The following is a 13,108-nucleotide window of genomic DNA, read 5'->3' as shown; positions in this document are numbered from 1 at the left end:
GGGGCCTCCTGAACAACATCAGTAAAACTTCTGCAGCGCCTGCACAACCACGCCCACGATCCGGCAGTTCTCGTCCACAGCCTCAATGGGGTAGCTCGGATTCAGCGGCTTGAGGAACAGCCGGCCGCCATCGCTGACCAGCTTCTTGAATGTGGCTTCATTGCTGTCCGGGAGCTTGGCCACGACCAGCTTACCTGGTGCGACCTCAGCCTCGGTATCTACCAGGATCAGCGTGCCTTCTGTGATGCTCTGGCCGGCGGGCGCTGTCATCGAGTCGCCTTTAACTGTCAGCCAGAACGCCGGGCCTTTGGAGTCGTACTCTGAAAACTCGTAGGTGTCCGAGATTCCGGCTGGGTATGGCTCCACCGCTTCCGCCCAGGCGCCGGCGGCAACCCAGCTCACTACCGGGTAGCGGAATGATTTGGTGGGCTGGGCGGCGGGGGAAATGTTCGATTCAGAAGCGTCGCGCTCATTACCCTCGCCAATGGCCAGCCACTCAGCTCGGAAGCCAGTCGCTTTAGCCAGGGCGTAAAGGTTCTCCGGCCTGAGGCTTTTGCTCTCACCGGTTATCCATTGAGTGACGGCCGAATTTGCGACGCCGCAAAGCGATGCAATTTCCCCTTTCTTTTTACCGCTGACCTGTATGGCGCGGGCGATGCGTTCGTGTCTTTCCATGGACTCAATATTAAGTTAACTGAATTTAAGCATGCAGTAGGCCAAAAACGTCGTTGATGCCATAACTTAAGCATGCTTAAATTGCGACAGGCTCGAACGAGGATGCGCAATGAATACGCATGAAGTCGCCGAATTCTTCGGCAGCAAGACGAAGCTGGCACTCGCTTTGGGCATCCGCCCAAGCGCAGTGACCATGTGGGGGGAAACGATTCCCGAATCCCGGCAGTACCAGATCCAGGTCCTTTCCAAGGGCAAGTTCAAGGCGACAAAGAAAGACCAAGCCGCTTGACAGGCAAGCCCTGCTGCCCACGTAGCCAGTATCGGCCCAGCCAGTCTGAGAAGTAAGAAACCTGAGGTCGCTGGAGTTTTATCCAGTGGGTTTTGAAAGGGCTAAACGGGGAGTAGGGCGGGGAGGTTGGCGCTTCGGCGCTGAATTACAGGCACAAAAAAGCCGACGGTCGAGGTCGGCTAATTCGATAACACGTTGTGAGGCCGATTATATGGAAACCCAGCCACATATCAATAGCTCTACCAATCTCGCGCCACGTTTTGCGCAATCTGAAAACGTGGCGCGCATTTGCTCGTATATCTTTTTCCCGGCGGTCTGACATGCAATACACCGTCACGATTAACCAGGTGAAGGCGCTGGAGTGGGGGCTGAATTCTCAGCAGGCCCTGCTGTTCGCCTTCGTCTACGGCTGCCCGAGCTGGACCAAGCCAATCAAGACCGATGACGGGATCTTCTTCGCGCTCAGCAAGGCCAAGATCATTGAGGAACTGCCGCTTCTCACTGATAAGCCGGACACCGCTTACCGCATGCTGAAGGCCCTGGAAGAGGCCGGTTTGATTGAGCTTTCCAGCACTTCTAACATCACGCTTTTTCGTCTCACCGAGAAGGCCGTCGAGTGGAACCAAAAGCTTGATGGGTCGGAAAAATATCCGACCCCACCAAAAAACAAAGGTCGGAAAAATATCCGATCTACCTCGGATAAATCTCCGAGCAAGGTCGGAAAAAAATCCGAGCAAGGGTCGGATAAATCTCCGACAAATCAGGATACCAATCATCAGGGTACCAGTCAGGACACCAGTCAGGACTTGCAGGACGCCACCGGCAAGCCGGCTCAGTCCCGCGGCTTGGTGCTGGTTGTTGATCGTACCGACGCTCCACGGGTTGAGATTCCCGCCGACATGCCTGGCCCCAAAGACCAGACCTGCAAAACCTTCAAGGTCTGGGCGAATTACGCCATGGCATACCGCAAGCGCTACAGCACCTGGCCGGTTTGGAACGCAAAGGTTGGCGGCCAGCTCGGCCAACTGGTTGACCGCCTCGGCGCCGATGTCGCCCACCACGTTGCCGCCCACTTCCTGAAAACCAGCGACGCCGCTGTGCTGCGCAAGTGCCACAGCCTCAACGAACTGCTGGCCAACGCCGAGAGCTACCACACCCAGTGGGTGACCGGACAGCGCGTCAACGGCACAACCGCCCGCCAGATGGAGCGGACTGAGGCAAACCTCTCCGCAGCCGAGCAGGCAGCCCAGATGGTTCTGGCTAAACGCCAAGCAGGTGACCGCAATGAATACCTCTGAAATGAACGACCAACAGGTCGCCGGTCTTGCCGCCGCCATATGCGCGACGGCCGAGGCCATGGGCCAGGAAATGAACCCTGGTACCGCCGCCATGATGGCCGAAGACCTTTGTGCTTACCCGGTGCCAGTCGTCAAAGCCGCGCTGAAGGCTTGCCGTTTCGAAGTGAAGGGCAAGCTGGCGATGGCTGACATCCTGCAGCGTGTCCAGACCTCCGACGGCCGCCCTGGGAAGGATGAGGCCTGGGCCATCGCCATGACCACCAACGATGAATTTGAAACCGTGGTGCTGACCGACGAGATCCAGCTGGCCCTGGCCGCTGCGAAACCCATCTTGGATGGCGGCGACAAAATCGGCGCGCGCATGGCGTTCATCGACGCCTACCAGCGGTTTGTGAGCCAAGCCCGCGAGGACGCGAAGCCGGTCAACTGGCATGTGTCCGTAGGCTTCGACGCCAACCGCCGTATCCAGGCTGTGACCAAGGCGATGGAGCTGAAACGCATTCCTCGTGAGCACGGCCAGAAGTACCTGGCAGACCTTAGCGCCGAGCCCATTACCGAGGGCGGACGTGCTATCGCCGGCCTGCTCACTGGCAACGTTACCCGGCCAGAGCCGGCCATTCGCCAGAAGCTGGAGCTGGTGAAGAGCTCGATGATGGAAATGCGGAAGGCCAGTGCTGAGCGGAAAACTGAAGTGCGGATTGATGCGGCAAATGAGTTGGCGGATCGCCGGGCGCTACTGATCAAGCAGGCCCAGGAACTGGAAGCGAAGAGGGCAGCACAATGACCAAGTCAGCGAAGCCGCGCCCAATGCCCGTTTACCTGGTTCTGCGCCGCCTGGTAGATCCCGCCACCGGCAAGGAGGTCGCCGCGTTCGTGCCGTCCTCCGATGCTGACCGTTCGATCCTTCGCGAGCGAGATTTCCGGATCAATACGAAGATCCGCGCCGACCTCAAGCAGCCGCGCAACCCGCGGTTCAACGGCTTGGTTCACGGCCTGGGCCGGGTGCTGAGTCAGAACATTAACCGGTTCTCCGGCAAGCAGTCCCACGACGCAATCAAGGCCCTGCAGCTGGAGTCGGGCGTGTACTGCGACGAGGAGCTGTTCGACATTCCAGGTCTGGGCCAGCTCACCCGCAAGACACCCCGAAGCCTTTCCTACGACTCGATGGGGGAGGAGACATTCCAAGACTTCTGGCGTCAGTGCTGCGCGTACCTGGTGCTGCACGACTGGCCAACCCTCACGGAAGAGCGACTGACCGAGATGGCCGAGTTTGAAGCATTCAAGGAGGCAGCATGAAGCGCACCCCACTACAGCGAAAAAACCCACTTCAATCCGGTCTACCGCGGCGCAAGCGCTGCCCAGAGTGCCGAGTAATGTTCACGCGCTCCAGAGAATCGCAGGTTGTGTGCGGGGAGATCGAGTGCGCGATCGCATACGGCAAGTCCGAGAAGGGCCGAGCTATCGCCGGGAAGGCCCTGGCAGAAGTAGGGCGCCGGCAGATTAAGGTCCGCAAGGAGAAGCTGAAGAGCAGGGCGGATCACCTCAAAGACACGCAGCAGGCCTTCAACGCCTGGGTGCGCGCCCGTGACGCTGAGCTTCCATGCGTGAGCTGCGGCCGCCACCACCAGGGCAAGTATGACGCCGGCCATTACCGGACAGTGGGGAGCAATCCTGCCTTGCGCTTCGAGCCGATGAACTGCCACCGCCAGTGTTCGCCGTGCAACACCCGGCTTTCCGGGAACATCGTGAATTACCGCATTGAATTGGTGAAGCGTATCGGCGCCGAGGCTGTCGAGTGGCTCGAAGGCCCTCATGAGGCCAAGAAGTACCCCGTGGACGAATTGAAGGCGATGACCGCCGACTACCGGGCAAAGACAAAAGAACTGAAGAAGGGGATCGCAGCATGAAACTGATCAACGCAAGGCAGGTATGGACCGAAGCTCAGCACGAATCGAATGCGTCGATCAGCGCTGTAGCCATCGACAAAGCGCAATCGGCACCGATTAAGAAGGGGCAGCGCATGCGTCGCGCCGAGGCCGTGTTCGCTGCGCTGGGGGATGACAAGGAAGAGCGCATTCAGGTTGTGCGCCAGAAGATCAGCATCAGCGAGACACGTGGCACGCCCATTGGCCGATCCACTGCCCGCGCCGCGCACCTGGCCACGATCGGCAAGGTGCTGCGGGCCATCGACACGCTTCCTTTCCAGGTGCAGCAGTTCGGGCACTACCTGTACCACCCGGCGATGAATATGAAGCACCTGTTAAACGCAGTGCTGCTTATCACCGCCAAAGCGGCGCTGCCTGACCTGACTTCGGCCAAGCGCGTGAAGGCGCAGTACCTGGTTACCCTGGCCCTGCAGTCGTACAAGGGGGAGGTCGCCGGATCGGCAGAGTGGGGGCCTGCCCGTGTTACCGCTGAGATGCTGACATTCTTCGGCGTCACCATCGATCCGAAGAACTGGACGCGCGACTGGCTCGACCTGTGGGAATGCCTGAAAGAAGTGATCAAGGAAGTGGATATTCAGGCTCAGCAGCCACTATGGCAGGTGATCCACGCGGAAAAAGATCAAGAGGCGGCATAATTATATTGACGTGACGGTGTTTTGCGCGTACTTTCCCCATGGTGCACAAGTAACGCGAAACGCACACGAAACCCTGAACCCGGCCAAGCGCCGGGTTTTTGTTGTCTTTGATCTTGCCCTTGCTTACATTGGCGCCTCTTTCAGCTATAGGCATGGACAGCATGATTAATTCAAAAGAGCAGTTAGTAAACGTTGTAGAAATGTTCAGCTTTTTCCAAAAAAACTCGCCTCTGTCAATGGGCCACTATTTGGATCTTCAGCTTCCTGAGCGCCACACAGATCAACAACAAGCGCAGTATGCGCAGGTGCTGCTAGATACGTTCAAGCTTGTTGATGGGGACGACTTGTTCGATATCGATCGCCCGATTAATGAGGGCTCTGTCATCCGAGGCCTCAGTGATAATGGTAAAGTTGCTTGCGCAATGCTATTGCGTATGGTTGCAGCAAAAGGCATCAGGTAACCGAGTTTTCTTGTGATTGAGCCTCGCTTTTAGCGGGGCTTTTTTATGCCTCAAGTTCATCTGTAGCCAGGACAGCTCACGGCAAGGCCTGGACGCTGATAAGCAGAGGAATACGCCCGCAGCCTACGCGCTCACCAATAAAAAAACCCGGTCTTTGACCGGGTTTGTTTTGAAAGCTATTGGACTATGCGTTACTTGTTGCAGGGAATCATTTTTCCATCCGCCTCAAGCACCAACTGATTACTTGTCACGCGATTGACTTGGTAAGACGAGCTTAGGTTGGAGCTCTGATAATTGATATTTCGATAGTTTGTCGACAGAAAATTCCCGTTAATAGAGTAGGTGCCTGCGTAGTCGCTACCGCCGCCCGCATGAGATTCGTATTTCCCTTCAGGAGTGAACGTCATTGTGTACGTTCTGCCCGGAATCATGCATTCCCAAGTGCCAGAAATATCCGACTGTGAGTATGCGTAAGCCTGAGATGCCAGTAACGAAGTTGCGAGAATGAGTAGTTTGTTCATAGATATTGCTCCGTAGTTTGTGATGCTCTCTCATCTGGCAATATGATATCACTGGCATTCATCTGAAGGAGATACCTCCGGATGTGAATTGTGACCACTGTTTCTTGAGCATCGGCATTTGCCGGGGCTTTTTCGTTTTCGGCTCCACCACACCCATTGCTCCGAGCTGGGAGTGCTGCTGGGGCTGATTCAAATCTGCAGGTCATGGCCTGTCATATTCATAACTCCCTGACGGGGAGGAACCGAGATGTCCAACATGCCAGACAAACCAGACACATGGGCGATTGCGCTTGCGTGGTTGAGCCAGCATTCGCCAATCCTCTATGCGGCTGCGCTGTCCTGCGCCATGGCTGTCCTGCGTATCACCTACGGTGGTGGTACACGACGCCAGATGCTGGTGGAGGGCGCTATTTGTGGCGGCCTCACCTTGACCATCATCAGCGGCCTGGACTTCTTCGGCCTGCCCCAAAGCATGGCCACCTTCGCAGGTGGATGGGTAGGCTTCCTGGGTGTGGAGAAGATCCGGTCAATTGCTGACCGCGTGACTGACTTCAAGCTGCCAGGTCGCAAGGTCGATTAATCCGCGCCACGTTTTCGAATGCGCCAAATCGTGGCGCGAGGTTTAGCAAATGAGCAACGTCAGCCGGCTGCGACACGTGCTACCAATGAGCCCGGACATCAACGCTGCGGTCGGCGCTCTCGACAAGGCTATTGCCGATGCTGTGGATGCTGCCAAGGCTGCCGGTTTGCCTCAGGGACTGGTCGTCAGCCTGCTTCACGGGCACGCCCATGCACAGACACACCAAATGGTGACCGAATGACCGTCAAGGTACTGGAGTTCAAGCGGGAGGACTGGCGAGACGCTGCTAAAACCCTGCGCAAGATCGCCGATGACCTCGATGCCGGGGAGCATCCCGAGTGCACGGTAGGTGCCTTGACGCTGATCGGCGCGAAGGGGGAGGTCACCGTGTTCGGCCTTGGCCCCAAGTGCGATGACCTGCAATGCCAGGGTGCAATGCGTCTCGGTGAGTGGAAGCTGATTGATGTGCTGCTGGAAAATTCAGAAGGGTAAATTTCTGACCCAACTCGTCGCCCGCCTCAAGCCTTCGTTCTTTTCAATGTAAGGGCGAGCATGGAGCTCGAGACTATTCCTGGCATAAGAAATATGTATGTGAGTTCGGGCAGATCGCGCGTCCAGTACGCGAGGACCATACCCCAAATCATGGCAATCACCGCTCCCGATGCCAGCAAGTGTGAGTTGCGCACAACGGGTGTCGATGACATTGAAAGTGCATAGATCTTCCATGCCGACCATATCGCGAATGCCGAGACGATTGCTGCGCCTATAAGTGCTAGCGTCCCAAGCGGAGGACTCTTGGCGACAAAAATGAGCGGAATAAAGAACGCCACTACGCCGACCGCGAAGAGGATGGTGATTGGTACAAGCCCGACAACCGCCGCAATTGTCAGTCCCAAGCGCAGCTTTATCAGGTTATCCATTTCCTACACCTTGAGCTCTATAGCGTTATCGGGCGGACTTATAACCGGCAAGTCGCGACTATTACAAGCTCAAGGTGACCCATGGATAGGCCATTCCCTCCGCCCTCAATACTTGAGCTGTCCGAGCTTTCCGACTTCGGTATCCGCCTGACCCCAGCTTCTGAGGTATGGAAATGGCTCCAAGCCGAGATCCTCGCCGACACGGGAACCATTCACAACGAAGACCATGCCCACCTATTGGATGCAGACATCCGGGTCATGTGGGCTTCGTCGAGCTTCGAGAAGCAGGGCCGCACAGTTCTGGGCCAGGCCGAACAGGTAGCGTTCCGCGCGGGTGGGTGGCAGAAAGCCCGGATGGAGCAGCAGATGCGTGATTGGTTCGGCGACGTGCCGGCCTTCATCATCACTCTGGCGGCTGACTACTGCGCCCAGTGCAGCGACCTTGAGTTCTGCGCCCTGATCGAACACGAGCTGTATCACCTGGCTCATGCGACCGACAAGTACGGTCAACCAGCATTCACCCAAGATGGCGCACCGAAGATCAAGCTGCAGGGCCACGACGTCGAAGAGTTCGTCGGTGTCGTCCGCCGCTACGGTGCGAGCCCTGACGTTCAAGCGTTGGTGGATGCTGCAAACAGTCCTGCTGAGGTGGGGAAATTGAACATTGCGAGGGCCTGCGGAACCTGTCTGCTCAAGTTGGCCTGATGTAAGACAGGCGTGAGACGGAATTTAACTTATGGCAGCCCTGAAAAATGAGGTGAAGAGCTTCATCGTTCAGGCTTTGGCGTGCTTCGACACCCCAAGCCAGGTCTCACAAGCGGTGAAGCAAGAATTTGATGTAGATATAACCCGCCAGCAGGTTGAGCAGCACGACCCGACAAAGCGCGCCGGCTCCCATCTGGCGCTCAAGTGGCAGACCCTCTTTCACGACACCCGTAAGCGGTTCCGCGAAGAGACAGCTGACATCCCGATCGCCAATCGTGCCTTCCGCCTTCGTGCCATGAACCGCTTCGTGGAGAGGGCCGAGTCGATGAAGAACATTGGTCTGGCTATGCAGATCCTGGAGCAGGCCGCGAAAGAAACCGGCGACATCTACGTCAATCGAGCGCGGAAGGAGGAGGCGGGCGACGAACCGGTAATTCCGACTCGGATTCAGGTCGATGTGGTGGATGCGAGGAAACCGAATGCCGAGCCTTAACGTTCCGCAGGCTCAGTTCCTCACGCTGCCCCACAAGTTTCGTGCTTTCGTTGCTGGGTTCGGCTCGGGGAAAACATGGGTGGGCTGCTCGGCACTCAGCAAGCACTTCATGGAGTGGCCCGGCGTCAATGCTGGGTACTTCGCGCCGACCTACCCGCAGATCCGGGACATCTTCTATCCGACCATGGATGAGGTTGCCTACGACTGGGGGCTGAAGACCAAGATCAACCAGGCGAACCACGAGGTTCACATCTACAGCGGCCGGCAGTGCCGCGGCACTGTGATTTGCAGGTCTATGGAGAAGCCTCAGACCATCGTTGGCTTCAAGATCGGTCACGCCCTGGTAGATGAGCTGGACGTGCTGACGGCCATCAAGGCACAGCAGGCCTGGCGCAAGATCATCGCCCGGATGCGCTACAACCTGCCCGGGCTGAAGAACGGGGTGGACGTCACCACAACGCCGGAAGGCTTTAAGTTCGTCTTCCTGCAGTTCGTGAAGCAGCTCCGCGACAAGCCGTCGCTCAAGGAGATGTACGGCCTGGTGCAGGCCAGCACCTTCGACAACGAGCTCAATCTGCCGGATGACTACATCGCCTCCCTGATGGAGTCGTATCCGCCGCAGCTGATCATGGCGTACCTCAAAGGCCAGTTCGTCAACCTGACGTCCGGAACGATCTACACGGCCTATGACCGCAAGCTCAACGGATGCTTCGACACCGTGCAGCCCGGCGAGCCGCTGTTTATTGGGATGGACTTCAACGTCGGCAAGATGGCGGCAATCACCCACGTCAAACGTGACCAGGGGCTGCCCAGGGCAGTAGATGAGCTGATCGACGGCTACGACACGCCCGACATGATCCGCCGGATCAAAGAACGCTACTGGCAGCACGACGGCAACGATTTCAAGAAGACCTGCGAAATCAGGATCTACCCGGACGCCTCGGGCGATTCACGCAAGTCCGTGAACGCCAGCATCACCGACCTTGCCATGCTCAAGCAGGCCGGGTTCGCGGTCATTGCTCCAGCTGCAAACCCGCCGGTGAAGGATCGAATCAACGCAATGAACGCCGTCTTCTGCAATGCGCAGGGCGAGCGCCGCTACCTGATCAATTCGCTCACCTGTCCGACCTATGCCGATGGCCTGGAGCAACAGGTGTGGGGCGCGAACGGGGAGCCAGATAAAACCGCAGGCATCGATCACGCGAACGACGCCGGCGGCTACTTCATCCACCGCGAGTATCCGATCATCAAACCGGTCACCGCTATCAAAATGGGATACGCCCGATGAGTAACGACGTCTCCTTCAAGCGGGCGGAATACACGACAGTGCTGGACCGCTGGGCGACCGTTCGTGACGTCTGCGCCGGCCAGCACCGGGTAGTCGATCGGCTGCCGTACATCAACGCGCACGACAAGTCGCCGGAGAACGTAGACCGGAACAGGGCTTACCGCGAGCGGGCGGTGTTCAAGAACGCCACAGGGCACACCCGAAACGGGCTGCTGGGTCTGGCCTTCCATAAAGATCCGACCCTCGCGGTGCCGAAGAAGCTGGAATACCTGCAGGACAATGCAAACGGCTCCGGTGTCAGCATTTACCAGCACTCCCAAGGCACGCTGGAGAAGGTGCTTGAGGCTGGGCGCCACGGGTTGTACGTCGACTATCACCAAGACGACGGCATCGGCGGTCACTCTGTGATCCTTTCCTATTGCGCAGAAGACATCATCAACTGGCGCACGGGTATGGTGAACGGCCACAGCGTGCTGACGCTGGTGGTGCTGCGCGAGTCGCCGGAGATACCGGAAGGGTTTGGCTACAAGACAGCTGAGCAGTACCGGGAACTGGCGCTGGAGGAAGACGGCTTTGTTTGCCGGGTTTGGCGTCGGTCCGGACCAAAGGGTGGCGGCCCACTGGAGGTCATCGAAGAATTCAGGCCTGAAGCTGTCACTGGGCGCTTCAAAGAAATCCCGTTCACCTTCGTCGGCGCACAGAACAACGACCCAAGCATCGACGAGTCGCCGCTGTACGACATCGCCATGATCAACCTGGGTCATTACCGAAACAGCGCCGACTACGAAGACAGCGTCTTCTGGTGTGGCCAGGCTCAGCCGTGGATCTCTGGTTTGGATGAGCAGTGGCGCGACTGGATGGAGAAGAACGGTGTTTATGTAGGCTCCCGGGCACCGATGATGCTGCCAGCTGGCGGCCAGTTCGGTTACGCGCAGCCCTTACCCAATACGCTGGTCAAAGAGGCGATGGCCGATAAGAACCAGATGATGATTGAACTGGGCGCACGGATGGTGGTGGCGTCACTTGCCACCAAGACAGCTACCGAGTCGCGCGGCGATCAGTCGGCATCCACGTCGGTGCTCGCTGGTTGTGTGGCAAACGTCAGCGAGGCATACACGCGAGCCATCATGTGGTGCTGCGCCTACATGGGAGTTGCCGATAAGAAAGTCGCCTATCAGGTTAATCAGGAATTCGTCGAGCTAACGGCAGATCCGCAGATGATCACAGCCTTGGTTGGCTTGTGGCAGAACGGCGGCTTCGCGAAGGCGGATCTTCGGGCGTACCTACGCAAGCTTGGGCTGATTGCGCCAGAGCGAACAGACCTACAAATCGATGGCGAGCTGGAAGAGCAGGGCGACGGCCTGGGCCTGGACGACGAGGACAAACCAAATGGCGGTAAATCCGGCAGTACTTGATGCCACGATCCGGCACGCGGTCTTCCTGGAAAAGCTCAAGGCTGGTGAGGTGGGCAAGTTCGCTCCCTTTCTCACGGAGATCGACCGCTCTATTCGCGACCGCCTCACCCAGTCGGACCTGACTGAGTACAGCGTCAAACGCCTCGAAGCGCTGCTGAAGGAAGTGGATAGTCTGCTGCTGGGCATCTTCGATCGCTACAGCGCGCAACTGAACCTCGACCTGGTGGACATCGCCAATTACGAGGCCGAGTTTGAGGCAACCAGCATTGCCAGATCGGCGCCGGTTGGTGTGTCGCTGGATGTAGTCGCGCCGACGGCCGCTGCAATCCGGACCGCAGTGCTGACGAACCCGCTAAGCGTGCGTGGCAACGGCGGCGGGAAGCTGCTGAAGGCCTTTATCAAGGGCTGGACCAGCGCCGAGCGTGAGCGCGTCACCGGCACCATCCGGCAAGGCTTTTTCGAAGGGCAGACGAACTTCCAGATCATCCGCAACATTCGCGGTACCAAGGCGGCAGGGTACAAAGACGGCATTCTCGCTACCACCAACCGCAACGCCAGCACGGTCGTGCACACCGCGATTCAGCATGTGTCGTCCCAGGCCCGTATGGAGGTGGCCAAGGCTAATACGGATATCGTCGAAGAGATCCAAATGGTGGCGACGCTGGACAGCAAGACCAGCCAGCAATGCCGCTCGATGGACAAGCGCAAGTTCCCCGTGGAGTCCGGCCCTCGGCCGCCGTTCCACCCGAACTGCCGTACCACCTTCATCCTACTAACCAAGCTCAGCGTGATGTTCGCCAAAGGCGCTACGCGTGCCTCGGTGGGTGCTGATGGCGGACAGCAGGTCAGTGCCGACCTCGATTACTACCACTGGCTTCAGCAGCAGCCTGCTTCGTTCCAGGACGTCGCCATCGGCCCCGTCCGGGGCAAGCTGTTCAGGGAGGGCGGGTTGACCGTTGAGCGTTTCGCCGAGCTGCAGCTTGATCGCAACTTCGCACCGCTAACTCTGGCGCAGATGAAGGGACTAGAGCCGCTGGCATTTGAGAGGGCCGGGATTTAACCGAACACATTCAACTAGCCGCCTCCGGGCGGTTTTTTATTGCCTGCAAAGCGGGCGGACTAAACCCAAGGGGTGCATCAAAGTGGCAGAAGAATACGAAATCGACCTGGAAAACCCGGCAATCAAGGCCGCTATCGCGACTGCCGTTGAAGCATCCGTTTCGGGTTTGAAAACCAAGAACTCGGAGTTGTTGGGCAAGCTGAAGGAAACCTCCGGCAAGCTCACCCAGTTCGAAACTCAGTTTGAAGGCATCGACATCGACGCCGTCAAAGGCCTGCTTAGTCGCGCGGGCCAGGACGAAGAAACGAAGCTGCTGACCGAGGGCAAGGTCGACGAGGTCTTCAACCGCCGCACTGAGCGCCTTCGCGGTGACTACGACAAGCAGCTGAAGACCATCAGCGAGCGTGCCGAGAAAGCTGAGTCCTTCGCTGCCAAGTTCCAGGGCAAAGTCCTGGGCGACTCGGTACGCGGCGCAGCACTGAAGGCTGGTGCGCTCCCTGAAGCGACAGACGACATCATCCTGCGCGCCAAAGGCGTGTTCACCCTTAACGAAGATGGCGATGCAGTCGCCGTTGATGAATCCGGCCAGGTCATCCTCGGTAAAGACGGCAAGACCCCTCTGACTCCGCTCGAATGGGCGGAATCTCTGCGCGAAAGCGCACCTCATCTGTGGCCAAGGGCTTCAGGGACATTTGCCCCGGGCGGGGGTGGCGGCAAGGCTGCATTCAAGCGCTCCGAAATGACCTCCGAGCAGAAGCGCGACTTCCAGCGCAAGCACGGCCAAACCGCATATCTGCAATTGCCCAAGTAAGGGGATTGACC

The 13,108-nt window shown here is 58.1% G+C and carries 19 protein-coding genes; 16 read left to right on the top strand and 3 right to left on the bottom strand.

The genetic code is table 11. The annotated features are described in order from the left end of the window. Positions 1–18 precede the first annotated feature (18 nt). A complete protein-coding gene (locus tag CKW32_RS11365; RefSeq protein WP_095184949.1) occupies positions 19–675 on the bottom strand; it encodes a LexA family transcriptional regulator in 657 nt (218 codons plus the stop codon). 109 nt (positions 676–784) lie between these two features. Between CKW32_RS11365 and CKW32_RS11360 the strand changes: the two genes are divergently transcribed. From CKW32_RS11360 to CKW32_RS11330, 7 genes are all read left to right on the top strand, one after another. After that, the gene (locus tag CKW32_RS11360; protein WP_017255748.1) at positions 785–964 is read left to right on the top strand and encodes a Cro/CI family transcriptional regulator; all 180 of its coding nucleotides are present in this window, start codon (positions 785–787) and stop codon (positions 962–964) included. A 320-nt stretch (positions 965–1,284) separates the two neighbouring features. Continuing rightward, positions 1,285–2,262, top strand: coding sequence for a phage replication protein (locus tag CKW32_RS11355; RefSeq protein ID WP_095184948.1), 978 nt, complete (start codon positions 1,285–1,287; stop codon positions 2,260–2,262). Next, positions 2,249–3,046, top strand: coding sequence for a hypothetical protein (locus CKW32_RS11350; protein ID WP_095184947.1), 798 nt, complete (start codon positions 2,249–2,251; stop codon positions 3,044–3,046). Before CKW32_RS11355 ends, CKW32_RS11350 begins: the two co-directional genes overlap by 14 nt. Beyond that, on the top strand, positions 3,043–3,558 hold the full coding sequence (locus CKW32_RS11345) for a hypothetical protein (RefSeq protein WP_095184946.1): 516 nt from the start codon (positions 3,043–3,045) through the stop codon (positions 3,556–3,558). Before CKW32_RS11350 ends, CKW32_RS11345 begins: the two co-directional genes overlap by 4 nt. After that, entirely contained in the window at positions 3,555–4,169 is a 615-nt protein-coding gene (locus CKW32_RS11340) for a recombination protein NinG (RefSeq protein WP_095184945.1), read from the top strand. Before CKW32_RS11345 ends, CKW32_RS11340 begins: the two co-directional genes overlap by 4 nt. After that, entirely contained in the window at positions 4,166–4,843 is a 678-nt protein-coding gene (locus CKW32_RS11335; protein WP_095184944.1) for a hypothetical protein, read from the top strand. Before CKW32_RS11340 ends, CKW32_RS11335 begins: the two co-directional genes overlap by 4 nt. Before the next feature lie 161 nt (positions 4,844–5,004). Continuing rightward, the gene (locus tag CKW32_RS11330; protein ID WP_095184943.1) at positions 5,005–5,304 is read left to right on the top strand and encodes a hypothetical protein; all 300 of its coding nucleotides are present in this window, start codon (positions 5,005–5,007) and stop codon (positions 5,302–5,304) included. 191 nt (positions 5,305–5,495) lie between these two features. On the opposite strand, the gene CKW32_RS11325 is transcribed toward CKW32_RS11330, so the two are convergent. Beyond that, positions 5,496–5,825 carry a hypothetical protein gene (locus CKW32_RS11325; RefSeq protein WP_095184942.1) on the bottom strand — a complete coding sequence of 110 codons (330 nt, stop codon included), beginning with the start codon at positions 5,823–5,825 and terminating at the stop codon, positions 5,496–5,498. Between the two features lie 247 nt (positions 5,826–6,072). Here CKW32_RS11325 and CKW32_RS11320 point away from each other — a divergent pair, with 247 nt between their 5' ends. Genes CKW32_RS11320 through CKW32_RS11310 form a run of 3 tightly spaced genes read left to right on the top strand, consistent with a single transcriptional unit; the run spans position 6,073 to position 6,897 of the window. Then, complete coding sequence (locus CKW32_RS11320) at positions 6,073–6,405, top strand: phage holin, lambda family (RefSeq protein ID WP_032891196.1); 333 nt, start codon at positions 6,073–6,075, stop codon at positions 6,403–6,405. 49 nt (positions 6,406–6,454) lie between these two features. Then, positions 6,455–6,646, top strand: a complete 192-nt coding sequence (locus tag CKW32_RS11315; RefSeq protein WP_032891197.1) for a hypothetical protein — start codon at positions 6,455–6,457, stop codon at positions 6,644–6,646. Next, positions 6,643–6,897, top strand: a complete 255-nt coding sequence (locus CKW32_RS11310) for a hypothetical protein (RefSeq protein ID WP_095184941.1) — start codon at positions 6,643–6,645, stop codon at positions 6,895–6,897. The genes CKW32_RS11315 and CKW32_RS11310 overlap by 4 nt, the downstream gene beginning before the upstream one ends. Positions 6,898–6,923: 26 nt before the next feature. Here CKW32_RS11310 and CKW32_RS11305 read toward each other — a convergent pair whose 3' ends face one another. Further along, on the bottom strand, positions 6,924–7,325 hold the full coding sequence (locus CKW32_RS11305) for a hypothetical protein (RefSeq protein ID WP_095184940.1): 402 nt from the start codon (positions 7,323–7,325) through the stop codon (positions 6,924–6,926). A gap of 81 nt (positions 7,326–7,406) precedes the next feature. Between CKW32_RS11305 and CKW32_RS11300 the strand changes: the two genes are divergently transcribed. The 6 genes from CKW32_RS11300 to CKW32_RS11275 all read left to right on the top strand — a co-directional run bounded on the left by CKW32_RS11300 (position 7,407) and on the right by CKW32_RS11275 (position 13,097). Then, positions 7,407–8,030 carry a putative metallopeptidase gene (locus CKW32_RS11300; protein ID WP_095184939.1) on the top strand — a complete coding sequence of 208 codons (624 nt, stop codon included), beginning with the start codon at positions 7,407–7,409 and terminating at the stop codon, positions 8,028–8,030. Between the two features lie 31 nt (positions 8,031–8,061). After that, a complete protein-coding gene (locus CKW32_RS11295; protein WP_095184938.1) occupies positions 8,062–8,523 on the top strand; it encodes a DUF2280 domain-containing protein in 462 nt (153 codons plus the stop codon). Next, complete coding sequence (locus tag CKW32_RS11290; protein WP_095184937.1) at positions 8,510–9,811, top strand: terminase large subunit domain-containing protein; 1,302 nt, start codon at positions 8,510–8,512, stop codon at positions 9,809–9,811. Before CKW32_RS11295 ends, CKW32_RS11290 begins: the two co-directional genes overlap by 14 nt. Further along, positions 9,808–11,226 carry a DUF4055 domain-containing protein gene (locus CKW32_RS11285; protein ID WP_095184936.1) on the top strand — a complete coding sequence of 473 codons (1,419 nt, stop codon included), beginning with the start codon at positions 9,808–9,810 and terminating at the stop codon, positions 11,224–11,226. Before CKW32_RS11290 ends, CKW32_RS11285 begins: the two co-directional genes overlap by 4 nt. After that, positions 11,201–12,286, top strand: coding sequence for a minor capsid protein (locus tag CKW32_RS11280; protein WP_095184935.1), 1,086 nt, complete (start codon positions 11,201–11,203; stop codon positions 12,284–12,286). Before CKW32_RS11285 ends, CKW32_RS11280 begins: the two co-directional genes overlap by 26 nt. A gap of 82 nt (positions 12,287–12,368) precedes the next feature. Further along, positions 12,369–13,097 (top strand): hypothetical protein, encoded by a 729-nt coding sequence (locus CKW32_RS11275; protein ID WP_095184934.1) that lies wholly within the window; start codon positions 12,369–12,371, stop codon positions 13,095–13,097. The last annotated feature ends 11 nt before the right edge of the window (positions 13,098–13,108 follow it).

The sequence above is a fragment of the Pseudomonas sp. Irchel 3H9 genome (assembly GCF_900187495.1).
In the GTDB taxonomy this organism is placed as follows: Bacteria; Pseudomonadota; Gammaproteobacteria; order Pseudomonadales; family Pseudomonadaceae; genus Aquipseudomonas; species Aquipseudomonas sivasensis.
This window is presented reverse-complemented; position numbering and strand designations above follow the sequence as displayed.

Coding starts and splice junctions, on each gene's coding strand:
- CKW32_RS11300 (WP_095184939.1), top strand. CDS start 7,407: ATGGATAGGCCATTCCCTCCGCCCTCAATACTTGAGCTGTCCGAGCTT.
- CKW32_RS11290 (WP_095184937.1), top strand. CDS start 8,510: ATGCCGAGCCTTAACGTTCCGCAGGCTCAGTTCCTCACGCTGCCCCAC.
- CKW32_RS11360 (WP_017255748.1), top strand. CDS start 785: ATGAATACGCATGAAGTCGCCGAATTCTTCGGCAGCAAGACGAAGCTG.
- CKW32_RS11330 (WP_095184943.1), top strand. CDS start 5,005: ATGATTAATTCAAAAGAGCAGTTAGTAAACGTTGTAGAAATGTTCAGC.
- CKW32_RS11365 (WP_095184949.1), bottom strand. CDS start 675: ATGGAAAGACACGAACGCATCGCCCGCGCCATACAGGTCAGCGGTAAA.
- CKW32_RS11280 (WP_095184935.1), top strand. CDS start 11,201: ATGGCGGTAAATCCGGCAGTACTTGATGCCACGATCCGGCACGCGGTC.
- CKW32_RS11310 (WP_095184941.1), top strand. CDS start 6,643: ATGACCGTCAAGGTACTGGAGTTCAAGCGGGAGGACTGGCGAGACGCT.
- CKW32_RS11305 (WP_095184940.1), bottom strand. CDS start 7,325: ATGGATAACCTGATAAAGCTGCGCTTGGGACTGACAATTGCGGCGGTT.
- CKW32_RS11320 (WP_032891196.1), top strand. CDS start 6,073: ATGTCCAACATGCCAGACAAACCAGACACATGGGCGATTGCGCTTGCG.
- CKW32_RS11315 (WP_032891197.1), top strand. CDS start 6,455: ATGAGCAACGTCAGCCGGCTGCGACACGTGCTACCAATGAGCCCGGAC.
- CKW32_RS11355 (WP_095184948.1), top strand. CDS start 1,285: ATGCAATACACCGTCACGATTAACCAGGTGAAGGCGCTGGAGTGGGGG.
- CKW32_RS11350 (WP_095184947.1), top strand. CDS start 2,249: ATGAATACCTCTGAAATGAACGACCAACAGGTCGCCGGTCTTGCCGCC.
- CKW32_RS11335 (WP_095184944.1), top strand. CDS start 4,166: ATGAAACTGATCAACGCAAGGCAGGTATGGACCGAAGCTCAGCACGAA.
- CKW32_RS11325 (WP_095184942.1), bottom strand. CDS start 5,825: ATGAACAAACTACTCATTCTCGCAACTTCGTTACTGGCATCTCAGGCT.
- CKW32_RS11340 (WP_095184945.1), top strand. CDS start 3,555: ATGAAGCGCACCCCACTACAGCGAAAAAACCCACTTCAATCCGGTCTA.
- CKW32_RS11295 (WP_095184938.1), top strand. CDS start 8,062: ATGGCAGCCCTGAAAAATGAGGTGAAGAGCTTCATCGTTCAGGCTTTG.
- CKW32_RS11285 (WP_095184936.1), top strand. CDS start 9,808: ATGAGTAACGACGTCTCCTTCAAGCGGGCGGAATACACGACAGTGCTG.
- CKW32_RS11345 (WP_095184946.1), top strand. CDS start 3,043: ATGACCAAGTCAGCGAAGCCGCGCCCAATGCCCGTTTACCTGGTTCTG.